Genomic DNA, 17,469 nt, shown 5'->3' with positions numbered 1-17,469 from the left:
GAGCAAGATGCTTAAGAAAATACTGATCGCTAACAGGGGAGAGATCGCCTGCCGTGTCATCCGCGCGTGTCGGAAACTAGGCGTTGCCTCCGTTGCCGTCTATTCGGATGCGGATGCCGCCTCCCCGCACGTCCGTATGGCCGACGAAAGCGTGCATATCGGACCTTCACGAAGTACGCTCAGTTACTTGGACGGCGCAAAGATCCTGGATGCCGCCCGTCAGACTGGAGCAGACGCAGTGCATCCTGGCTACGGCTTTCTTGCCGAGAACTACGACTTTGCGGCAGCAGTCATTTCCGACGGCTTGGCCTGGATTGGACCTCGTCCTGAATCGATCCAAGCAATGGGGCACAAACAGAATGCGAGGGACCTCGCGATAAGGGCAGGGGTGCCAGTGGTTCCCGGCACCGGCCGAATGGATGCGAGCAATCCGGAAGTGCTTCTTGCAGAAGCCGAGCGCATTGGATTTCCGCTACTCGTGAAGGCGGCCGCCGGAGGGGGCGGTATAGGAATGCGTCAGGTTTTCGAGCCGTCGAAACTCGTCGAAGCTGCTGCGGCGACGCAGTCGCAAGCCAAGGCGGCATTCGGGAGCGATCACATCTTCTTAGAGCGGTTCATTCCTTGTGCGCGCCACGTGGAAGTGCAGGTCTTTGGCTTCGATACGACCGCGGTTCATATGTATGAGCGCGACTGCTCACTACAGCGTCGCTTTCAGAAGATCATTGAAGAGGCACCGGCGCCTGACATCCCAATGGAAGTCCGCCAGGAAATGCAGAAAGCTGCGATTAACCTCGCCGTATCCGTAGGATATCAGGGCGCAGGAACGGTTGAGTTCATTTTCGATGTGAATACTGGAGAGTTCTTCTTCCTGGAGATGAATACGCGGATCCAAGTCGAGCATCCTGTGACCGAAATGATTACCGGTCTGGACCTTGTCGCCATGCAGCTCCAGTACGCTGGAGGAGAGCTGCAGGCCATGACGCAAGACGAGATCCAGCAGAGCGGTCACGCGATCGAATGCCGGCTGTACGCTGAGAACCCCGAGAAGAACTTCATGCCTTCCCCGGGTAAGTTGAGTTTATTTGACTTGGCGGAGGTCGACTCCGAACGGATCCGAATTGAAACCGGATATGAGCAGGGAGGCGAAATTACGCCTTTCTATGATCCTATGATCGCTAAAATCATCGCTTACGGTGCGGATAGGGCAGATGCAATCGAAGCAATGCTTGGCGCTCTGGCAAAAGTAAGGGTGCAAGGTATCAAAACGAATCTTGACTTCCTCATCTCCTGCATGGAGCACACGGCTTTCCGCTCAGGGCAGGTCAGCACCGGATTTGTCGAAGAGCACAAGTCCACCTTGCTGCAAGCACAGTCGAAGGTCGCATAGAAGCTGGGCAAGCCGGCGCGGATGGCTAAGGAATGCTAGTGCCACTGTGGTCAGCATTCCATTAATTCGGCGCAGCTTCGTAGAGCTGCTGCGCCGTCACCGCTTCGTCTACAGCGATTTCCGTGTTGCCAGGCGCCTAGACATTGCGAATACAAAAGGGGCCGCGCGAGACAGCGTTTCTATCAGCTTTTCATTGACGGGCAGGCCGGCACGTAAAGCTGCTTGTTCGCATAGGATGGACAGGGCCGAGTCCGGTTCGCGGGGCTGGCCCTCCGCGCCGTTAAAAAAAGCAACGCCTGGGCTATTCTCTGGCTGCGAAAGTAACGGGCTGCGCAGGTGCCAATGGGTCGCCTGCTGAAACGCGTACCCTATTCGTAACACATCAAGGTCACCATGTGGCTTGCCAATAATTTGCATCCCCACGGGTAGGCCGTCTGAAAAGCCGGCGCAGACGACCAGAGCCGGCCCACCGGAAACATTGGCCGGTGCATAGGTGTTAAGGCGACGCCAGTAGTCGATCGGTTTATGAGCGGCCAGCAGTGGAGCCCTTCCCTGCGAAATGGTAACCAGCGCGTCGTACCGCTCGAAAGCCTCGAGCGCGACTAACTTCATTTGCTGGTGTGCCAGCCGTGCGTTCAAAAGATCGCGAGCGGTGAAGAGGCATGCAGGCAATACTCTCTGTTGGAAATCGGCCCCGAACTGGCTGGGGTCTCGACGTAGTGCTTCAGCATGAACGGAAAAAATTTCCGGTTGACCTATCCCTATTTTCACGTCGAGGGCGTCACGAAGCGGGAGCCAAGACGCGTCTTCGACTTCAGCACCAAGTCCTTTCAGCGTCGAGAGTGCTTCTTCTATCGCTACGATGACTTCTGGTGACTGTTGCGTCTCTTCCTCCCAGTAAGCTCTGACCACCCCTATACGTTTTCCTTTTAGATGAGGCAACAACGCAGTCGTATAGTCGGTATCGGGATCCGAACCGGGTGGAGAATTCGTAGTGGCGCAGCGGCTTGCGAGAGCCTGCATGAGAAGAGCACAGTCTTCTACGGTCCTCGCCATAGGACCGCAACGATCGAACGTAAAAGAATTTGGAATGACCCCTAGGCGGCTGATCACGCCTGCAGTCGGCATGAAGCCGGAAATCCCACAAAGAGACGCGGGCCCTCGGATGGACCCTCCTGTGTCCGTGCCACATGCAGCTGGTATAAACCGTGCTGCGATAGCCGCGCCACTGCCGCTACTGGACCCGCCAGTAAAGCAGCTCGTACTCCACGGGTTTCGTGCCGGAGGCCAGGGCAGATCGAACGATGGCCCGCCGTGTGCCATTTCATGTGTGGCAAGCTTTCCCATTAATATGCCGCCGGCCGCAAGCAGCCGGCGGGCGCATTCAGAGTCCTCGTTCGGTACTCTGTTTTGGAAAACCTTGGAGTGGCCGGTTGTCCGAATGCTGGCCGTGTCATAGACATCTTTCAGGGCAAATGGGATTCCACACAGCGCGCTTCGTCGATTTCCCCGGAAAATCTCGCGCTCGGCGTTCTTGGCTTGCTGTAATGCCAAGCCCGGCGTCAGCGTTATGAACGAATGGATGCCACCATCGTAATCTGTGATGCGCTCAATGAGCGCGCGCGTGAGATCGACGGGAGAAATTTCCCGCTTCGCAATGGCCGAGCTCGCTTGAGCGATTGTGAGGTCGTGGAGTTCCGTCATGGTGATTCAGTAGATGCATTGACTGCGTTGCAGCACAGCTTCGCACCAGAGCGCGGTCTGAAGTAGGGATCCGTCATAGTGCCGATGTCCGACCAACTGGATGCCAAGCGGTAAACCGTGAGGGCCACGTCCGGCAGGCAGCGATATAGCGGGCGCACCGCAAAGCGTCCAGATCACACAAAATGTCGCGTCACCTGTTGTCGTCAACCCTTCCGGAGCTTCGCCATTTGCAGGGGGAGTCACGACTGCGGAGAATGGGCTAATGATGTCGTCATACATTCCAATGAGCTTGTCGCGGTACGCCAATGCTTCCCGATACTGGGGCACAGTTATGCGTCTGCCCGATTCCATGTAGTCCAGAAATTGCCGGCTCAAGGCGGGTCTCCAATCCTCGAGCCGGTTACCGTGCAGCTGAAAAAGCTCAAAACGCTGAATTTGGTTGATAGCATTGAGCGCCCCATCAAACGCCGGTGGTAGCTCAACGTGTTTTACCTGTGCTCCTGCCGCTGTGAAACTCTGTAGAGCCGCTTCAATGCAACGCCGCTGTGGGGGCTCAGCGCGTGACCAGTATGGAGATTTCACGAACGCCAAAATAGGCGGCTTGCCTGGAGCGGGTGCTAGGGCGTTGGAATCAGGTACACAGACCGACGAGATTAACGAAATGTCCTCGACCGAGCGAGCGAATATCCCAACATGGTCGAGTGTAACGCTCGTAGGGAATATTCCGGACGTCGATATCGCGCCCAGCGTGGGTTTATATCCGACGACGCCACAGAACGCGGCCGGCCGAATAGTTGATCCACGCGTCTGTGTTCCTAGGGCTGCAGGTACAAAACCGGCCGCCACTGCCGCCGCTGACCCACTAGACGAACCCCCAGGGCTATAAGCCTGATTCCAAGGGTTGCGAGTCTTGCCGGGACACTGAGTAGCAAACTCTGTAGTGACAGTTTTGCCAAGGATAATTGCGCCGGCGTCTTCAAGGGCGCGGATCACGGGCGCAGATTCTTCAGGTACGTAGTCGGCGAATAGCGGTGACCCCATTCGCGTGGGCACCCCCTGGGTTTCGATGATATCTTTGATGCCGAAAGGGATACCTTCCAGGGGGCGGGCTAGACTCGCTGCGTACTGCGTGTCCCGATCGCGCGCCGAAGATATCGCTTGAGCCTCGTCCAGCCATTCCCAGGCTTGCGTAACTGGCTCATGCTGTCTGATTTTTTCGAGCAGGCTTGAAATCAGTGTTTTGGTGTCAAATGCACGCGATTCGAGGTGAGCTCGAATCGCACACGCGCCGAGCGCAACCCCAGGCATCCAGCTGGGGTTCTTGGCTGCAGGTTCTAACTTTTCCATACAAGCAGCGCTATTGAAGTTTTATGCCAAGTTCATGAATCGTCGCGGTCCATTCCTCGATGTCGGAATGGTAACGGGTCTTAAACTCCTCCACGCTCATGCGTTCGAGTTCGATACCTTGCTGGGAGAGCTTGGCCGAAACTTCCGGGTCTGCGACAGCCTCGTAGATTGCGGCATGAATTTTCTGGACGACATCTGGAGGGGTACCAGCCGGTGCGAAGAAGGCGAACCAGGGCGCATACGAGAATCCTGGTAAGCCGGATTCGGCCACAGTGGGGACGTCGGGCAGTGCCGCGGAGCGAGAGCTGCCTGAACTAGCAAGGCCGCGAATAGACCCTGATTTTACGTTCGAGACCATTGGCGTAATCGTGTTCATCATGATGGCAATGCGCCCGCCGATGAGATCGGTCAGCGCCTGGCCGGCTCCTTTGTATGGGATGTGTTGTATCTCGATATCAGCAGTCCTCTGCAGAGCTACCATAGCCATATGTCCGGTGCTTCCGATGCCTGCAGAACCGAAATTCAGACTTTCCGGGGCAGTCTTGGCCATTGAGATGAGATCTTTAATTGAATCCGCCTTTACCGAGTTTGCGACTGCCAAGATAGTCGGTGTGCTGCCGATCAAGGCGACTGGCGCTATGTCGGTCTCAGTGTCATACGGAAGGCTGGGATACAGCGCCTTGCTGAAAGCAATGCTCATATTGTTGATCAGCAGCGTGTGGCCGTCCGGAACCGATTGAGCCATGCGGGCTGTGCCGATAGTGCCGCCCGCTCCGCCCCTGTTTTCCACGACGAACGACTGATTCAGTGTTTCGCTAAGGTGCTTTGCAAGAACCCGTGCGATAAAGTCGGTCGTGCCTCCGGCTGAGTACGGATCGATGATTGTCACCGGTTTGGTTGGCCATTCCGCTGCACTGACAGGCGCCTGTATCGTCATAGCAAGGACGGCGCACACGGCGAGGGCGCGCGCGATTAGACAAGCCTGGGACAATGAAGCGAGCATAATTTGTCTCCAATAAATAGTGGTTGTATTTATCACTACTCTATTGAAGCGCTAGCAGAGTGTCAAGATTTTTGTAGCGAGCCACTGTTTTGCAGGCCGGCCTGTCAGCTCATTGAAGTGCTGATTGTCGCGGAGCGGTTATTGATTTAGTATGCAGGCAGCTAGTGGTTGCAAATAAGACGCCTAAAAGCGAAAGTAACCCGGCCTTTCGCCTTTCTAATCATAGGAGGAGACCCTGAAATGCGCTTCGTTCAACGCTATCCGCAACATCTTCACAACACCTCGCGGTCCCGGTTTCTCTCGGCAGCCTTTTCCTTAATTGTTGCTTCTCTTGCCACTGCCGGCATCGGAATGGCCGCGCACGCCTCGGAATGGCCCGAGCAGGGGCGGCCGGTTCGGTTCATCGTCGGCTATTCGCCTGGCGGCGGAACCGACGTGTTGTCTCGACTCGTTGCTGAGCAGCTTAGTGCTGCATTGGGTACACCCTTCCTTGTGGAGAACAAACCAGGCGCGGGAGGAACGGTGGCTGCAAATTTAGTGAGTAAGGCGCCGCCCGATGGCTACACACTTCTTTTCGCATCGGATCCAGAGCTTACTATCGCGCCGGTGATTCTTGAGTCGATGCAGTACGACCCGTTTACAGACCTGCAACCGATATCGCAGGTTGCAAGAGGGCCGTACGTAGTAGTTGCTCGTCCCGGCTTTCCGCCGAGCTCGCTCTCAGAGCTTGTCGAGTATGTGAAGGCGAACCCTGGAGCGGCCAATTTCGGTTCTTCAGGCACAGGCACGTCAAGCCATCTGCTAGGCGAGCAGCTGAACAGTGAGGCCGGAATCCAAGTGACCCACGTGCCCTATAAGGGTATGTCCGCTACGGTGAGTGATCTCGTGGCCGGGCATATTGATTATGCGTTTGTGCCTCCTCTTGTCGCGCGCAGCTTCATCGATGCTGGCAACTTGAAGGCGCTCGCGATGGCGGCGCCGGATCGGGTCAAGGGCATGGAGGGCGTTCCGACCACGACTGAGAGCGGATTTCCGGAATTGGTTGGGGGCGCTTGGTACGCTTTGATGGCACCCGCGGGATTGGATCGTCGCGTCATTACCCGGTTACAAGCGGCTGTCGAAGAGGTCGTGTCGTCGAGCGGAAGTCGCGCCGCCATTGAGCGACTGGCCTTGGTGCCGAGAAGCAGTAGTTCCGAGGAACTCTCCGCTCTAATGCGGCAAGAAAACAAAAAATGGCAAACGTTGGCCGGGACCCTTGGGTTGTAGGCGTGCCGACTCACTTAGGTTTGGACTGCGACTGGATATGAACCGCATGTACCTCTGCTACTAGTTTCTATATTTATTGGCGTATATGAACGTATTCGTTACTATATTTATCGGTGCTTCGGTGCTGGTCGCGGGCTTTATCTCGGGCGCTTTCGGCATGGCGGGGGGGATGATTTTGATGGGTGCACTCTTGCTCGTCCTGCCCGTGCCGACGGCTATGGTGCTGCACGGTGTGACACAGATGACGTCGAATGGGTGGCGCGGTGTTGTTTGGCGGCGCTACGTAGATTTTCGTGTGTTCCTGCGTTTTACTTGCGGTTTGCTCGCTGCTTGTGCGCTTTTTTTCTTTGTGAGCTACGTGCCCGACCGTGCCACTGTCCTAATTTGTCTCGGCTGCGTGCCGTTTTTGGTTATGTTGGTACCGCCCACTCTAATTCCACAGGCGGACCGCCCGTTTGGTGCGGAGATTTGCGGTTTCTTGAATGTCTTGCTCCAGTTCATGGCGGGCGTTTCTGGACCGGTGCTGGATGCGTTTTTCATTCGTTCAGAGTTTGATCGACGTACAATTGTTGCCACCAAAGCTGTCTGCCAGACTGCGGCACACTTTGCGAAGTTGATTTACTTTCTCCAAATCGGACACACCCTTAGTGGCGAGGGCGTGGACACGTGGATTTTTGGACTCTGCATTTTTATGGCAGTCGCTGGAACCACGCTGAGTCGCACCATTCTAGATAGACTTTCCGATACTCAGTTTCGACGATGGACTAAGTCCATCCTTATGGTGGTCGGCGGCGCCTACCTGGCGCAAGGAATTTATCTTTATGCGAGGTAAGGCAGTGAATGATGTACTTAGCACCTGGCACTATCCACCGCTTTACCTTTTACCTAAACATCAGAGCCGTAATCTCGTAGTTGTCTATTGGCGATCTCGAGATGAAGGCGCTCGACCATAACGCCGTCGAGGTTGATGACCCCTTTACCGACATTCTCGGGCAGCGAATAAGCGTGCACAATCCGCCGCCAATGATCCAGCTCTTCAACGCTCGGACTAAAGCAGCGATTAACGGTTTCGACTTGGAGTGGATGGATGATCGTTTTTCCGCTCATGCCCATCGCCTTGGCAACTTCAGATTCCGCCTTCAAAGCGTCAAGGTCGTGGATGTTGTTTAGCACTCCGTCAATAACCTGAATATTGAACGACTTGGCCACGAGAGTGACATGTGCGAGCCAGGGTATAAGATTTTTCCGCCCTTCGCCCGGGTCAATATCACTATCTTTAATAAGGTCGTTGGTGCCCAGGACGAGACATTCCACGCCATCCGCCCGCCCATTTTCGACAATACTCTCCAGCTTGAGAATCCCGAGGGGATTCTCAATCATGCACCAGATTGCCGTCGATTCGGATCCCCCCTTATTCAACTTTTCCCGGGCGTTCCGCGGAATGTCAGGGTCGATGACTTTAGGCAGTAGTACAGCGTCTGGCCGAGCTGGAGTGACCATGTCCAGATCGTCGTCCCAGAATTCGGTGTCGCGACCGTTGACGCGCACCACGACGTACTTGCCATGGAATCCGCTTCGATTAGCTGTAAGGAAACGTGATAGCGTATCCCTGGCTTCACTTTTACGTTCATGCAGGACACTATCTTCAAGATCGAGCACGATGGCGTCTACAGGTAAGGTCGCCGCCTTACGCATTGCTTTTTCATTGATTCCCGGCACATACAGCACACTTCGTAGCGATCGTTTCATTGATTCCTCCATATTCATGCTCTTGTGTTTAATTTAGTGATAGTTTAAACTTTAGTGGTGATAATGACAACCACTAAGGAAAGACATTGGGAGACATAACCAAAGCAACGCTCCGGTGGCTCCGGCTGCCGCTTTACCAACCTTATCGACTTTCGTACCGCACATTTACAGAGTTTGAGCCGTTCGTTCTGCAACTTGAGCATGCTGACGGCAGGCGATCCTTTTCCGATGCTCACGTCTCTCCGGGCTCGAGTGCCGAAACCCGAGAAGGTGCGTGGACTTACTGTCAGCAACGCCTCGCCGAACTTCGTGGGAAGAGCATCGAAGAGTTCAAAACCGATGTTATGGCGCAACTCGCCCGAAGCAAGGTCGCAACAACGCTGCTCATGACAGCGTTTGAGTCCTTGGAGAGAAGTGAGTGGCTGAATATTCAGGACGATGCAGAACTTGAGCTTATTGTTCCGATTAATGCGATGGATGAGGCGGGGATAGAGCACGAGCTGGGCCAGCTTCTCTCGGAAGGTTTCACTACCTTCAAAGTGAAAGTGGGCAAAGACGTGGCGGCAGACATCGAACGGGCCAACCTTACCCTTCGTCTACTTGACGGCCGCGCGACGATTCGTTTGGATGCAAACCGCGCGTATTCCAGAGAAGACGCTATTCGGTTTGTTCAGGGACTGAAGTACCCCGGTGCAGACCTTTTTGAACAACCTTGCGAGGCGGATTCCTGGGATGACAACGCGGCTGTGGCGCGAGAGAGTCAGGTTCCCTTGATGCTTGATGAGCCCATCTGCAGCATCGCTGATATCGAGCGAGCGGCAACTATTCCGAACGTGCGCTTCTGCAAGGTCAAGCTGAAGCGCTTTGGTAGTTTGCAAGCCTTGGCTGAGGGAATCCAATGCGTCCACGACCACGACATGCTGGCCGTCTTGGGTGATGGATTAGGGAGCGAAATTAATAACTGGATGGAGGCAGCCGTCGCGGCACGGCTCATTAAGACCAAAGGTGAGTTCAATGGGTTCCTGAAGCATAAGGATAAGCTTTTCTGTAATCCGCTGCCATTTAGCCGAGGGCGTATTCAGTTGAAGGCCGGTTTCAGACCCACACTTGACGAAGAGGCGATAGACCGTCTTACTGTCGCAAAACACGTTATCGAATATTAAGGAACAAAGCTTATGAAACATAGCGAGCTGTTGAAAGAGCTGGACGAAAGACGCGCTGCCGCCTGCGAAATGGGAGGCGAGCGCAAGCTGGAAAAGCGCCGCGAGTCTGGGGATCTCAATGCGCAAGAGCGCTTGGACAAGCTGGTCGATCCAGGTAGCTTCTTCGAAGTTGGTCTGCTGGGCGCCTCGGCGTTTGAACAGGATAAGGACGTTACTCCCCGCGACGGCAAGATCGTCGGATTCGGAAAAATCGATGGTCGGCACGCCGGAGTCGTGGTGAATGACTTCACTACTAAAGGTGCGTCCACCAGTACCACCAACTCCAAGAAAATGGGTTATATCCGCAAAACATGTAACGAACGCGGCATCCCATTCGTTCATATTGGCGAGTCCACGGGCGCGCGTTTGCCCGATGCAATGGGCTCGAAGGGTATGGGACAGATGTTGGGGAATGATACGACTCAGTTTCGCCGCACCCGTGACGTTCCCTGGGCTGCCTCTGCGCTTAACACGTCGTTTGGCTCTTCTGCGTGGCTCTGCTGCGTTTCCGACTTCGCGGTGATGAAGAAGGGCTCTATCATGTCCGTCTCGAGCCCACGCCTGGTCTCAATGGCGATTGGCGAGAAAGTAAATCTGGAAGATCTAGGCGGCTGGCGCTTGCACGCCGAGCAGACAGGCCTTATCGACTATTTCGTTGACACTGACGAAGAAGCGATGATGGCGATTCGGAAATTCCTTTCTTACATGCCTTCCAACGCCAAGGAGCTCTCCCCACGGACAGTGGTAGCCGATGACGCTGTCTCCGACCAGGACGCCATTCTGGACATTTTGCCGGAGCGTCGGACGCAGGTATACAACATGAAGAAAATTCTGGAAATCGTTTTCGATAAGGGCAGCATGTTGGAGTTGAAGGCGCGCTTCGGTAAGTCGCTGGTGACCTGTCTGGCAAGGCTTGATGGACGCGTGGTCGGGGTGATCGCTAATAATCCTCTTACGGGCGGTGGTGCACTATCGGCGGAAGCATGTCGCAAGGCCGTGGACTTTACAGTTCTGTGCGACAGTTTCAACATACCGCTCATCCGGTTCGTCGATACGCCGGGATTCGTGGTCGGCACAGAAGCGGAACGCAAAGGCGCCCCCGGCCAGATCATGAACTTTATGAATGCGACGTGCCTGACAACTGTGCCGCAAATTACGGTGTTGTGCAGAAAGGCATACGGTCGAGCATACGTGGCCATGGGAGGAGGCGCCCATAACGACACTATGATCGCATGGCCCATGGCGGAAGTCAGTTTTATGGATCCGGTCTTCGCCACCAATATTGTTCACAGTAAAACGTCGGCGGACGAAGGGTTTGAAGAGGCCCTGGCGAATATTCAAAAGGATCTCGAAATCTGGGACATGGCTAGGATTTTCTCAGCTCACGATGTCGTGAAACCACAAGAGACGCGCAAGTTCATGATCAATATGCTCGAGGTGCAGGAGCGTCGTCTATCCGGAGGGGTTGGAGACCGGATGATGCGCACTTGGCCAACCAGCTTTTAATTATCGACGTATGTTAATAGATCAAGGAGCGCGCCAATGAATCCAGTGAATTTGAATGAAAAGGCCGGGAAGGAACTTCTCGAGCAATTTGGCGTAGACACGCCACAATCGTTCGTCGCTCTCAACGCGCAGGACGCTGCGAAGCGCACCGCTGCCCTCCGGGCGCCCTATGTCGTCAAAGTGGTTTCAGGCGACATACTGCATAAATCTGAAGCCGGGGGAGTGACCCTTGGGCTAGAGACAACAGAGCAGGTTGTCGCAGCTATTGAGCGCATGAGCCGGCTGCCAGCCATCAGCGAGGCTCGCATTGATGGCTGGTTAGTGGAGGAGATGGTCCCTTCGGGTTTGGAGATCGCCATCGGTGGATTCTATGATACGCAATTCGGTCCGATCATCATGCTCGGACTGGGTGGCATATACATCGAGCTTTTAAAGGATGTGACTTTTCGGGTGTGTCCAATTACAGAGGCCGATGCGCGCAGTATGGTAGCCGACCTGCAAACCTCCAAACTTTTTGACGGTTTCCGTGGGGGAGCCGTATACGACAAGGAGATGCTGGTACAGGCCTTGATGAAAATAGGCGGGGAGTCAGCGCTGTTTATGACTCATCAAGAAAACATCGAGGAACTCGACATCAATCCTCTGATCCACACCGGTGACAGACTTGTGGCGGTAGACGCCAGATTCATCTCGCGGAGAACCGACCGTCCGGCGCTTCCGCACGCCGAGCGTCGCAATGACGAAGAAGTACTCGAACACTTCCAGCCACTGTTTTATCCAAAGACAGTGGCCGTTCTGGGCGCGTCAGCGAAAGAAGTGACGATCGCAAACACCTTTATCCGCCGTTTACGTGAATTCGGATTCGAAGGGGAAATCTATCCCATCCATCCTAAGGCGGAAACAGTCGAAGGCCTCAAGGCATATCCTAGTCTGGCGGATGCGCCAAAAGATGTGGACTATACCTATGTCGCCATTGGAGCCGGGCGCATTATTTCTTCGCTCGACGTTGCGCCTGGAAAGTGTCGTTTTGTACAAATCATCAGTTCAGGTTTTGATGAGACGGACGATGGCAAGAGGCAGCAGGCTCGACTGCTTGAAACAGCGCGAGGGGCTGGTATTCGCTTGCTGGGCCCCAACTGCTTGGGTACTTACTCGCCGGCGGGTCGGCTTACCTTCCCAAAAGATGCGCCCCTTGAAACAGGATCCATTGGTGTCGTTTCGCAGTCAGGTGGACTGTCGACAGACATTATCAAGCGGGGCCAGTGGCGCGGCTTGCGCTTCAGCGGGCTGGCAACGATTGGCAACAGCATCGATGTAAAACCCGTTGAACTCCTTCAGTACTACCTTGCCGACCCCAGCACGAAGGCAATTGGCATGTACATAGAAGACGTCAAAAATGGCCGTGAACTCTTCGATGTACTTCGCGCGACGGCAAATCCGAAGCCGGTGGTCATTCTGAGGGGAGGCGCCACTCAGCAGGGACAGCTCGCCGCTCAATCCCATACGGGCGCACTGGCTTCCGGGCAAGAAGCTTGGGAGGCTCTTGCAAAACAGACATTCGTCGAGCTTGTGGACACCGTGGACGAGTTCATCAACTTGCTGTTGGCTTTGCAGTTTCTTGAACTGAGAATAACTACGCCTACGAAAAATGTCGTGCTCTTTGGCAACGGCGGGGGCTCCAGCGTTCTTGGGGCTGACGCCTTCGCCCGTTCCGATCTCAGTGTCATGCCCTTCCGACCGGAAGTTCTCTCCGAGCTGGAGGCGCTAGGTTTCCCCCCAGGGACGAGTGTCCTTAATCCCATTGATACCCCCGTCAGGAGCCTGCAGGAGAAGGATGGATTCATCGCAAAAGAAATCTTGGATATCGTCTATGAAAAGGCGAAGCCGGACGCCATAGCGATGCATCTGAATTTAGCCGCTTTTGTCGGCCGGGGAACTAGTAACCCTCTCACCAACTTGATCTCCGTGATCACCGAGGTGCGGGCAGAACGGGGCGCAGATATTCATTTCCTTCTCGCCTTGCGCAGCGACAGGTCTGAAGCCTTAGATGCAATGCGTCGCGAGTATATCGACATTGCGCGTCAATCGGGAATTGCCGTATATGATGAAGTCATCGACATGGCGCGAGTGCTTCGGGCTGTAAGTAATTTGGAAGAGCGGGTCATCGCTCATCATGACCGAGGCGGCAGAAGTGGCCACGAGGCGCTTGAATCATCCAGAGCAGCCGTCCTAGCTTAGTAAATCTTACCTCTCCATTCTCCGGCCTCTCTCAATAGCGTAACGGCAGGAAAGTAGAGGCTGGAGACGCTACCTTGTTTACGGATTTAATGATGTCAATCCATACACCCGCGAACTTGGAAGTCCATTTCGACCCCCACACAGCTTACTTGCCCGACCTGTGTGGGTTTGTCTCGATAAGCTAGGGCCCTGCTTAAGGTAAAGTCGCTTCAGTAACGTAACGCTGATAGATTCCCGATAGCCGGCCAAGCGTGGTCAGTGCCTGTTCCGCATGTTCATCCCAGGCGTGGCCATAGTTCAGACGCAGGCAATTATTGAAAGCATCCTTGGCCGAAAATATACGGCTGAGCCCGCACCGAAAGGTATTGTGCTTGTGGGTAATGACATCGGTGCCGGCGATACCTTTGTCATAAAGCCGTTCGACCACACAAGGATTTCGATCGAGCTGGCCCCGTAGCCACGCCCCTGATCGAGTGTCTTTTGGCTGGTATCGCCTTACTGAGTCAATATCTCGTTCACCAGGAGGACTTTTAGACATGGACCACTTCGATTCAAAGTGGATTTACGGTGGGCATTGCTATGAATGTGCAATTGGATGCATATTTTCCCGCAAGAGCGATTTTCTATAACCTATCGACTCGAAATAAGAATCCAGCCCGCTGGCATGACTGAGCTCTATTTGGTCGATGCATACCTCATATAACCGTTCGAGCCCCTCCTGCCGCGCCATCGACACTACGCGGCATCATATTGCGGTCATTCCCGCGTCATCGTATTACGGCAAGCAAGCGATCCAGCGTATAGGGTTTTTGCAGGAATTCAAACCCATGGTCGCTTTCATGGACCAGGGCCTGGCTGTAGCCGCTGCTGAGTACCACCCGCAAGTCGGGCCACCGACGCCGGATCTCTTTTCCCAGTTCGATTCCGTTTATGCCGGGCATTACGACATCCGATAGAACGAGGTCGTAGCGGCTGCGTTGTGTTTCGAGTACGTCAAGTGCGGCTTCCCCGTCTACTACCCAGGTCACATAATGGCCGACCTCGCTGAGTACAGTTTGCGCAAACTCGCCGACAAGCTCGTTGTCTTCCACCAGCAATACATGGGTGGACGCCACGGTTTTTGGCGTATCAGCAATAGCTTTGGAAGTCGTCGAACGGATCGCTGCCTTGGCACATGGAAGGTATAACGTAAAGGACGTGCCATTGCCTACCTCGCTTTCCACACTGACTTCGCCCCCCGATTGTTTCGCGAATCCATAGACCTGGCTGAGACCCAGGCCAGTACCTTTGTTCACTTCTTTTGTCGTGAAGAACGGCTCGAAGATTTGATCGATGAGCGCAGGAGCAATACCGCAACCGGTATCGCGGATAGTAAGGGCGACAAAATCGCCGGCGATTCCGGCATCGCCGACGTCCCGGTGTAGCGAGGGCAAAGAGGTCGCATTGCGCGCGCCGATATCCAAGGTGCCGCCAGCCGACATTGCATCGCGTGCGTTGATAACGAGATTGAGGACGGCGGTCTCGAATTGACTGGCATCGGCGTGGATGGGCCATAAATCTGCCGGAAGCGCGACGTTCACATTGACGCCGGCACCCACGGTCATCTCGATGACATGTTTCAGTCCCTGAACACGGGAGGCGATGTCGAACGCCTCGGGATGTAGTGGCTGCTCACGCGCGAAGGCAAGCAATTGCTGGGTCAAAAGCGCCGCTCGCCCGGCGGTGTCGGCGATGATTTGAACGTACTTCGACCGTTTTTCCGCCGTCAGGCCGGCTATGCCCAGCAAGTCGGCCGCAGAACTGATGATCGTAAGCAGATTATTGAAGTCGTGTGCCACGCCGCCTGTTATCCGGCCTATGGCCTCCAACTTTTGAGTATGACTCAAGATATCCTTTTGCCTGTCGAGTTCTTCCTGTGCGCGCCTGCGTTCGGTGAAATCGCGGGTTACCTTCGCAAAACCGATCAGTTTGCCGGTTTCGGAATATATTGGATCAATAACGATGCAGGCCCAGAAACGCGATCCATCTTTGCGTACACGCCATCCTTCTTCCTGGAAGGTATTCTGCTGCAAGGCAATGGCAAGACTGCGTTCAGGTTCGCCACGATCACGGTCTTCCTGCATATAAAAGCAAGAGAAGTGGCGGCCGGTGATTTCATCCGAGTGATAGCCGTGGATCAGCTTGGCGCCGACATTCCAGTCAGTCACGTATCCATTCGGATCAAGCATATAGATGGCATAGTCGCGGATCCCGTGTACCAATAGCCGAAATCGTTGCTCGCTTTCAAAAAGGGCCTGTTCTGCCGCCTTCTTTTCGGTGAGGTCCCGCGCCACCTTGGCGTAGCCGATCAATACGCCCTTATCATCCAGGACCGGGTCGATCACGATGCTGGCCCAGAATTGGCTGCCATCTTTACGCACGCGCAGGCCTTCGACTTCGTACCTGCCTTGCTCGGAAGCGATGGCCAAAGCGCGCGCAGGAAGTCCAGCATTCCGGTCCTCTTCCGTATACAGACACGAGAAATGTCGACCGATGATTTCGCTGGCCGCATATCCCTTGAACCGCTCCGCGCCGGTGTTCCAACTGACAATGTGACCCTCCTGATCGAGAAGGTAAATTGCATAGTCTTTGATTGCGTGGACCAATCGCTCGAACTGACTTTCGCGTAGCAGTGCATCGGCAGTACGGGCATAGCCTTGGTCGCCTTGTTTCATAGCGTCATTTTGCATGGTTATTCTTTTACGGGTTCTTTTTGTGGATCGCATCAAACATGTAACGTACTCTGCGGCGTGAGCAAAGTAAATGAATGTGGAAATTCATCGAAGTGTAATGTCCAGCAGGAGTTGGGTACCAGGCAAGGGCGGATAGGCCTCGCGGTTCACACGTTGACGATTCGATCGCAGGGGAGTGTGGTATTTTCGTCTTAAGGAATTCCTCCTGCATAGGACGTTGTAGTGGACCTTCTGCGTCTCTCTCTATTATTTGCAGTCACCGCCCTGGCAGAGCTCATCGGCTGTTATCTGCCCTGGCTGGTTCTGAAGCAGGGCAAGAGTCTTTTGCTGTTGCTGCCTGCCGCCATCGCACTGGCCGTATTCGCGTGGCTGTTGACGTTGCATCCCTCGGCGGCGGGACGTACCTATGCTGCCTATGGTGGGATGTATATCGCCATGGCGCTGCTATGGCTGCGGTTCGTCGACGGTGTTTCACTGACGCGATGGGACATGGCGGGAGCCGGCGTCGCACTTCTTGGCATGGCCATCATCGCCTTGCAACCTGCCGCTAGCAGCCAATAAGTTTGCGATCCTCATTTATGTACGGCCCTCATTTATGTACGGCAAATTCCATGCGATGATGGTCAGGAACACTATTTGCTGGCTGTCTGCAGCCGGACTGTGCAATTCAGATCCAAACTAGGAGAATATAACGATGAAAATAAAAATGTCCGTAATCCCGCGCAATGTCTATCTCGCCATCGCCGTCGCCACAGCGGGCTTGACCATGACAGCGTGCACGACCACTCTTCCCAGAGAGCAGCAGACAGGCGTTGAAAGGCGCGATGACATCAACACGCGAGCCGACGCGGCGTTGGAACGTCTCTACGAAGTGGCGCCAAACTCTCGCGAACTGGTGTCGCAGGCCAAGGGTGTGCTTATATTTCCACGCGTTCTCGGCGCCAGTCTGGTGGTCGGCGCGCAGCATGGCGATGGGGTGCTGAGGGTAGGTGGCAAGAACCAGGGTTATTACAGTACGTCCAGCGGTTCCTTCGGGCTGCAGGCCGGAGCCCAGTCCAAGGCCATCATTCTGGTGTTCAAGACACAAGAGGCGCTTGATCACTTTCAGCGCAGCAACGGGTGGACCGCGGGCGTCGACGCAACGGTCGCCGTTGCCAACCTGAGTGCGACCGGAGCCGTTGACCTGAGGACGATGCGTGAACCGGTGGTTGGTTTTGTAATGACGAACGCCGGCCTGATGGCGGGGGTATCTCTGGAAGGCACAAAAATCAACCGGATCGATGACGGCGGAGCACCAGGCGCAGCCAAGTAAATTAGTTGTCTATATCGCCTTGA

The 17,469-nt window shown here is 54.8% G+C and carries 14 protein-coding genes; 8 read left to right on the top strand and 6 right to left on the bottom strand.

The annotated features are described in order from the left end of the window. Window positions 1-7: 7 nt before the first annotated feature. Complete coding sequence (locus CR155_RS03650; RefSeq protein ID WP_102068634.1) at window positions 8-1,387, top strand: acetyl-CoA carboxylase biotin carboxylase subunit; 1,380 nt, start codon at window positions 8-10, stop codon at window positions 1,385-1,387. 108 nt (window positions 1,388-1,495) lie between these two features. Here the strand turns inward: CR155_RS03650 and CR155_RS03645 are convergent, their stop codons facing one another. The 3 genes from CR155_RS03645 to CR155_RS03635 are packed head-to-tail and all read right to left on the bottom strand — an operon-like array spanning window position 1,496 to window position 5,441. Continuing rightward, window positions 1,496-3,091, bottom strand: a complete 1,596-nt coding sequence (locus tag CR155_RS03645; RefSeq protein ID WP_102068633.1) for an amidase — start codon at window positions 3,089-3,091, stop codon at window positions 1,496-1,498. A gap of 6 nt (window positions 3,092-3,097) precedes the next feature. Beyond that, window positions 3,098-4,438, bottom strand: coding sequence for an amidase (locus tag CR155_RS03640; protein ID WP_102068632.1), 1,341 nt, complete (start codon window positions 4,436-4,438; stop codon window positions 3,098-3,100). 10 nt (window positions 4,439-4,448) lie between these two features. After that, window positions 4,449-5,441 (bottom strand): Bug family tripartite tricarboxylate transporter substrate binding protein, encoded by a 993-nt coding sequence (locus tag CR155_RS03635; RefSeq protein WP_102068631.1) that lies wholly within the window; start codon window positions 5,439-5,441, stop codon window positions 4,449-4,451. Between the two features lie 240 nt (window positions 5,442-5,681). Here CR155_RS03635 and CR155_RS03630 point away from each other — a divergent pair, with 240 nt between their 5' ends. Both CR155_RS03630 and CR155_RS03625 read left to right on the top strand, forming a co-directional pair. Continuing rightward, window positions 5,682-6,707, top strand: a complete 1,026-nt coding sequence (locus CR155_RS03630) for a Bug family tripartite tricarboxylate transporter substrate binding protein (protein ID WP_102068630.1) — start codon at window positions 5,682-5,684, stop codon at window positions 6,705-6,707. An 85-nt stretch (window positions 6,708-6,792) separates the two neighbouring features. Further along, on the top strand, window positions 6,793-7,539 hold the full coding sequence (locus tag CR155_RS03625) for a sulfite exporter TauE/SafE family protein (RefSeq protein ID WP_102068629.1): 747 nt from the start codon (window positions 6,793-6,795) through the stop codon (window positions 7,537-7,539). A gap of 53 nt (window positions 7,540-7,592) precedes the next feature. On the opposite strand, the gene CR155_RS03620 is transcribed toward CR155_RS03625, so the two are convergent. Further along, entirely contained in the window at window positions 7,593-8,456 is an 864-nt protein-coding gene (locus CR155_RS03620; protein ID WP_158238230.1) for an HpcH/HpaI aldolase/citrate lyase family protein, read from the bottom strand. 86 nt (window positions 8,457-8,542) lie between these two features. On the opposite strand from CR155_RS03620, the gene CR155_RS03615 reads away from it, so the two are divergent. The 3 genes from CR155_RS03615 to CR155_RS03605 are packed head-to-tail and all read left to right on the top strand — an operon-like array spanning window position 8,543 to window position 13,402. After that, window positions 8,543-9,619 (top strand): enolase C-terminal domain-like protein, encoded by a 1,077-nt coding sequence (locus tag CR155_RS03615; protein ID WP_102068627.1) that lies wholly within the window; start codon window positions 8,543-8,545, stop codon window positions 9,617-9,619. A gap of 12 nt (window positions 9,620-9,631) precedes the next feature. Continuing rightward, the gene (locus tag CR155_RS03610) at window positions 9,632-11,164 is read left to right on the top strand and encodes an acyl-CoA carboxylase subunit beta (RefSeq protein ID WP_102068626.1); all 1,533 of its coding nucleotides are present in this window, start codon (window positions 9,632-9,634) and stop codon (window positions 11,162-11,164) included. 36 nt (window positions 11,165-11,200) lie between these two features. Then, on the top strand, window positions 11,201-13,402 hold the full coding sequence (locus CR155_RS03605; protein WP_102068625.1) for an acetate--CoA ligase family protein: 2,202 nt from the start codon (window positions 11,201-11,203) through the stop codon (window positions 13,400-13,402). A gap of 193 nt (window positions 13,403-13,595) precedes the next feature. On the opposite strand, the gene CR155_RS03600 is transcribed toward CR155_RS03605, so the two are convergent. Both CR155_RS03600 and CR155_RS03595 read right to left on the bottom strand, forming a co-directional pair. Further along, window positions 13,596-13,940, bottom strand: coding sequence for a hypothetical protein (locus CR155_RS03600; RefSeq protein WP_143705173.1), 345 nt, complete (start codon window positions 13,938-13,940; stop codon window positions 13,596-13,598). Between the two features lie 229 nt (window positions 13,941-14,169). Then, on the bottom strand, window positions 14,170-16,131 hold the full coding sequence (locus tag CR155_RS03595; RefSeq protein ID WP_158238229.1) for a hybrid sensor histidine kinase/response regulator: 1,962 nt from the start codon (window positions 16,129-16,131) through the stop codon (window positions 14,170-14,172). Between the two features lie 225 nt (window positions 16,132-16,356). On the opposite strand from CR155_RS03595, the gene CR155_RS03590 reads away from it, so the two are divergent. Then, on the top strand, window positions 16,357-16,695 hold the full coding sequence (locus CR155_RS03590; protein ID WP_102068622.1) for a YnfA family protein: 339 nt from the start codon (window positions 16,357-16,359) through the stop codon (window positions 16,693-16,695). Window positions 16,696-16,828: 133 nt separating this feature from the next. Next, window positions 16,829-17,446, top strand: a complete 618-nt coding sequence (locus CR155_RS03585) for a BPSL1445 family SYLF domain-containing lipoprotein (protein WP_102068621.1) — start codon at window positions 16,829-16,831, stop codon at window positions 17,444-17,446. Window positions 17,447-17,469 lie beyond the last annotated feature (23 nt).

This window comes from Pollutimonas nitritireducens, from assembly GCF_002849615.1.
Lineage (GTDB): Bacteria > Pseudomonadota > Gammaproteobacteria > Burkholderiales > Burkholderiaceae_B > Pollutimonas > Pollutimonas nitritireducens.
Note: the sequence above shows the minus strand (reverse complement) of the source record. Positions and strands in the feature narration are given on the sequence as shown.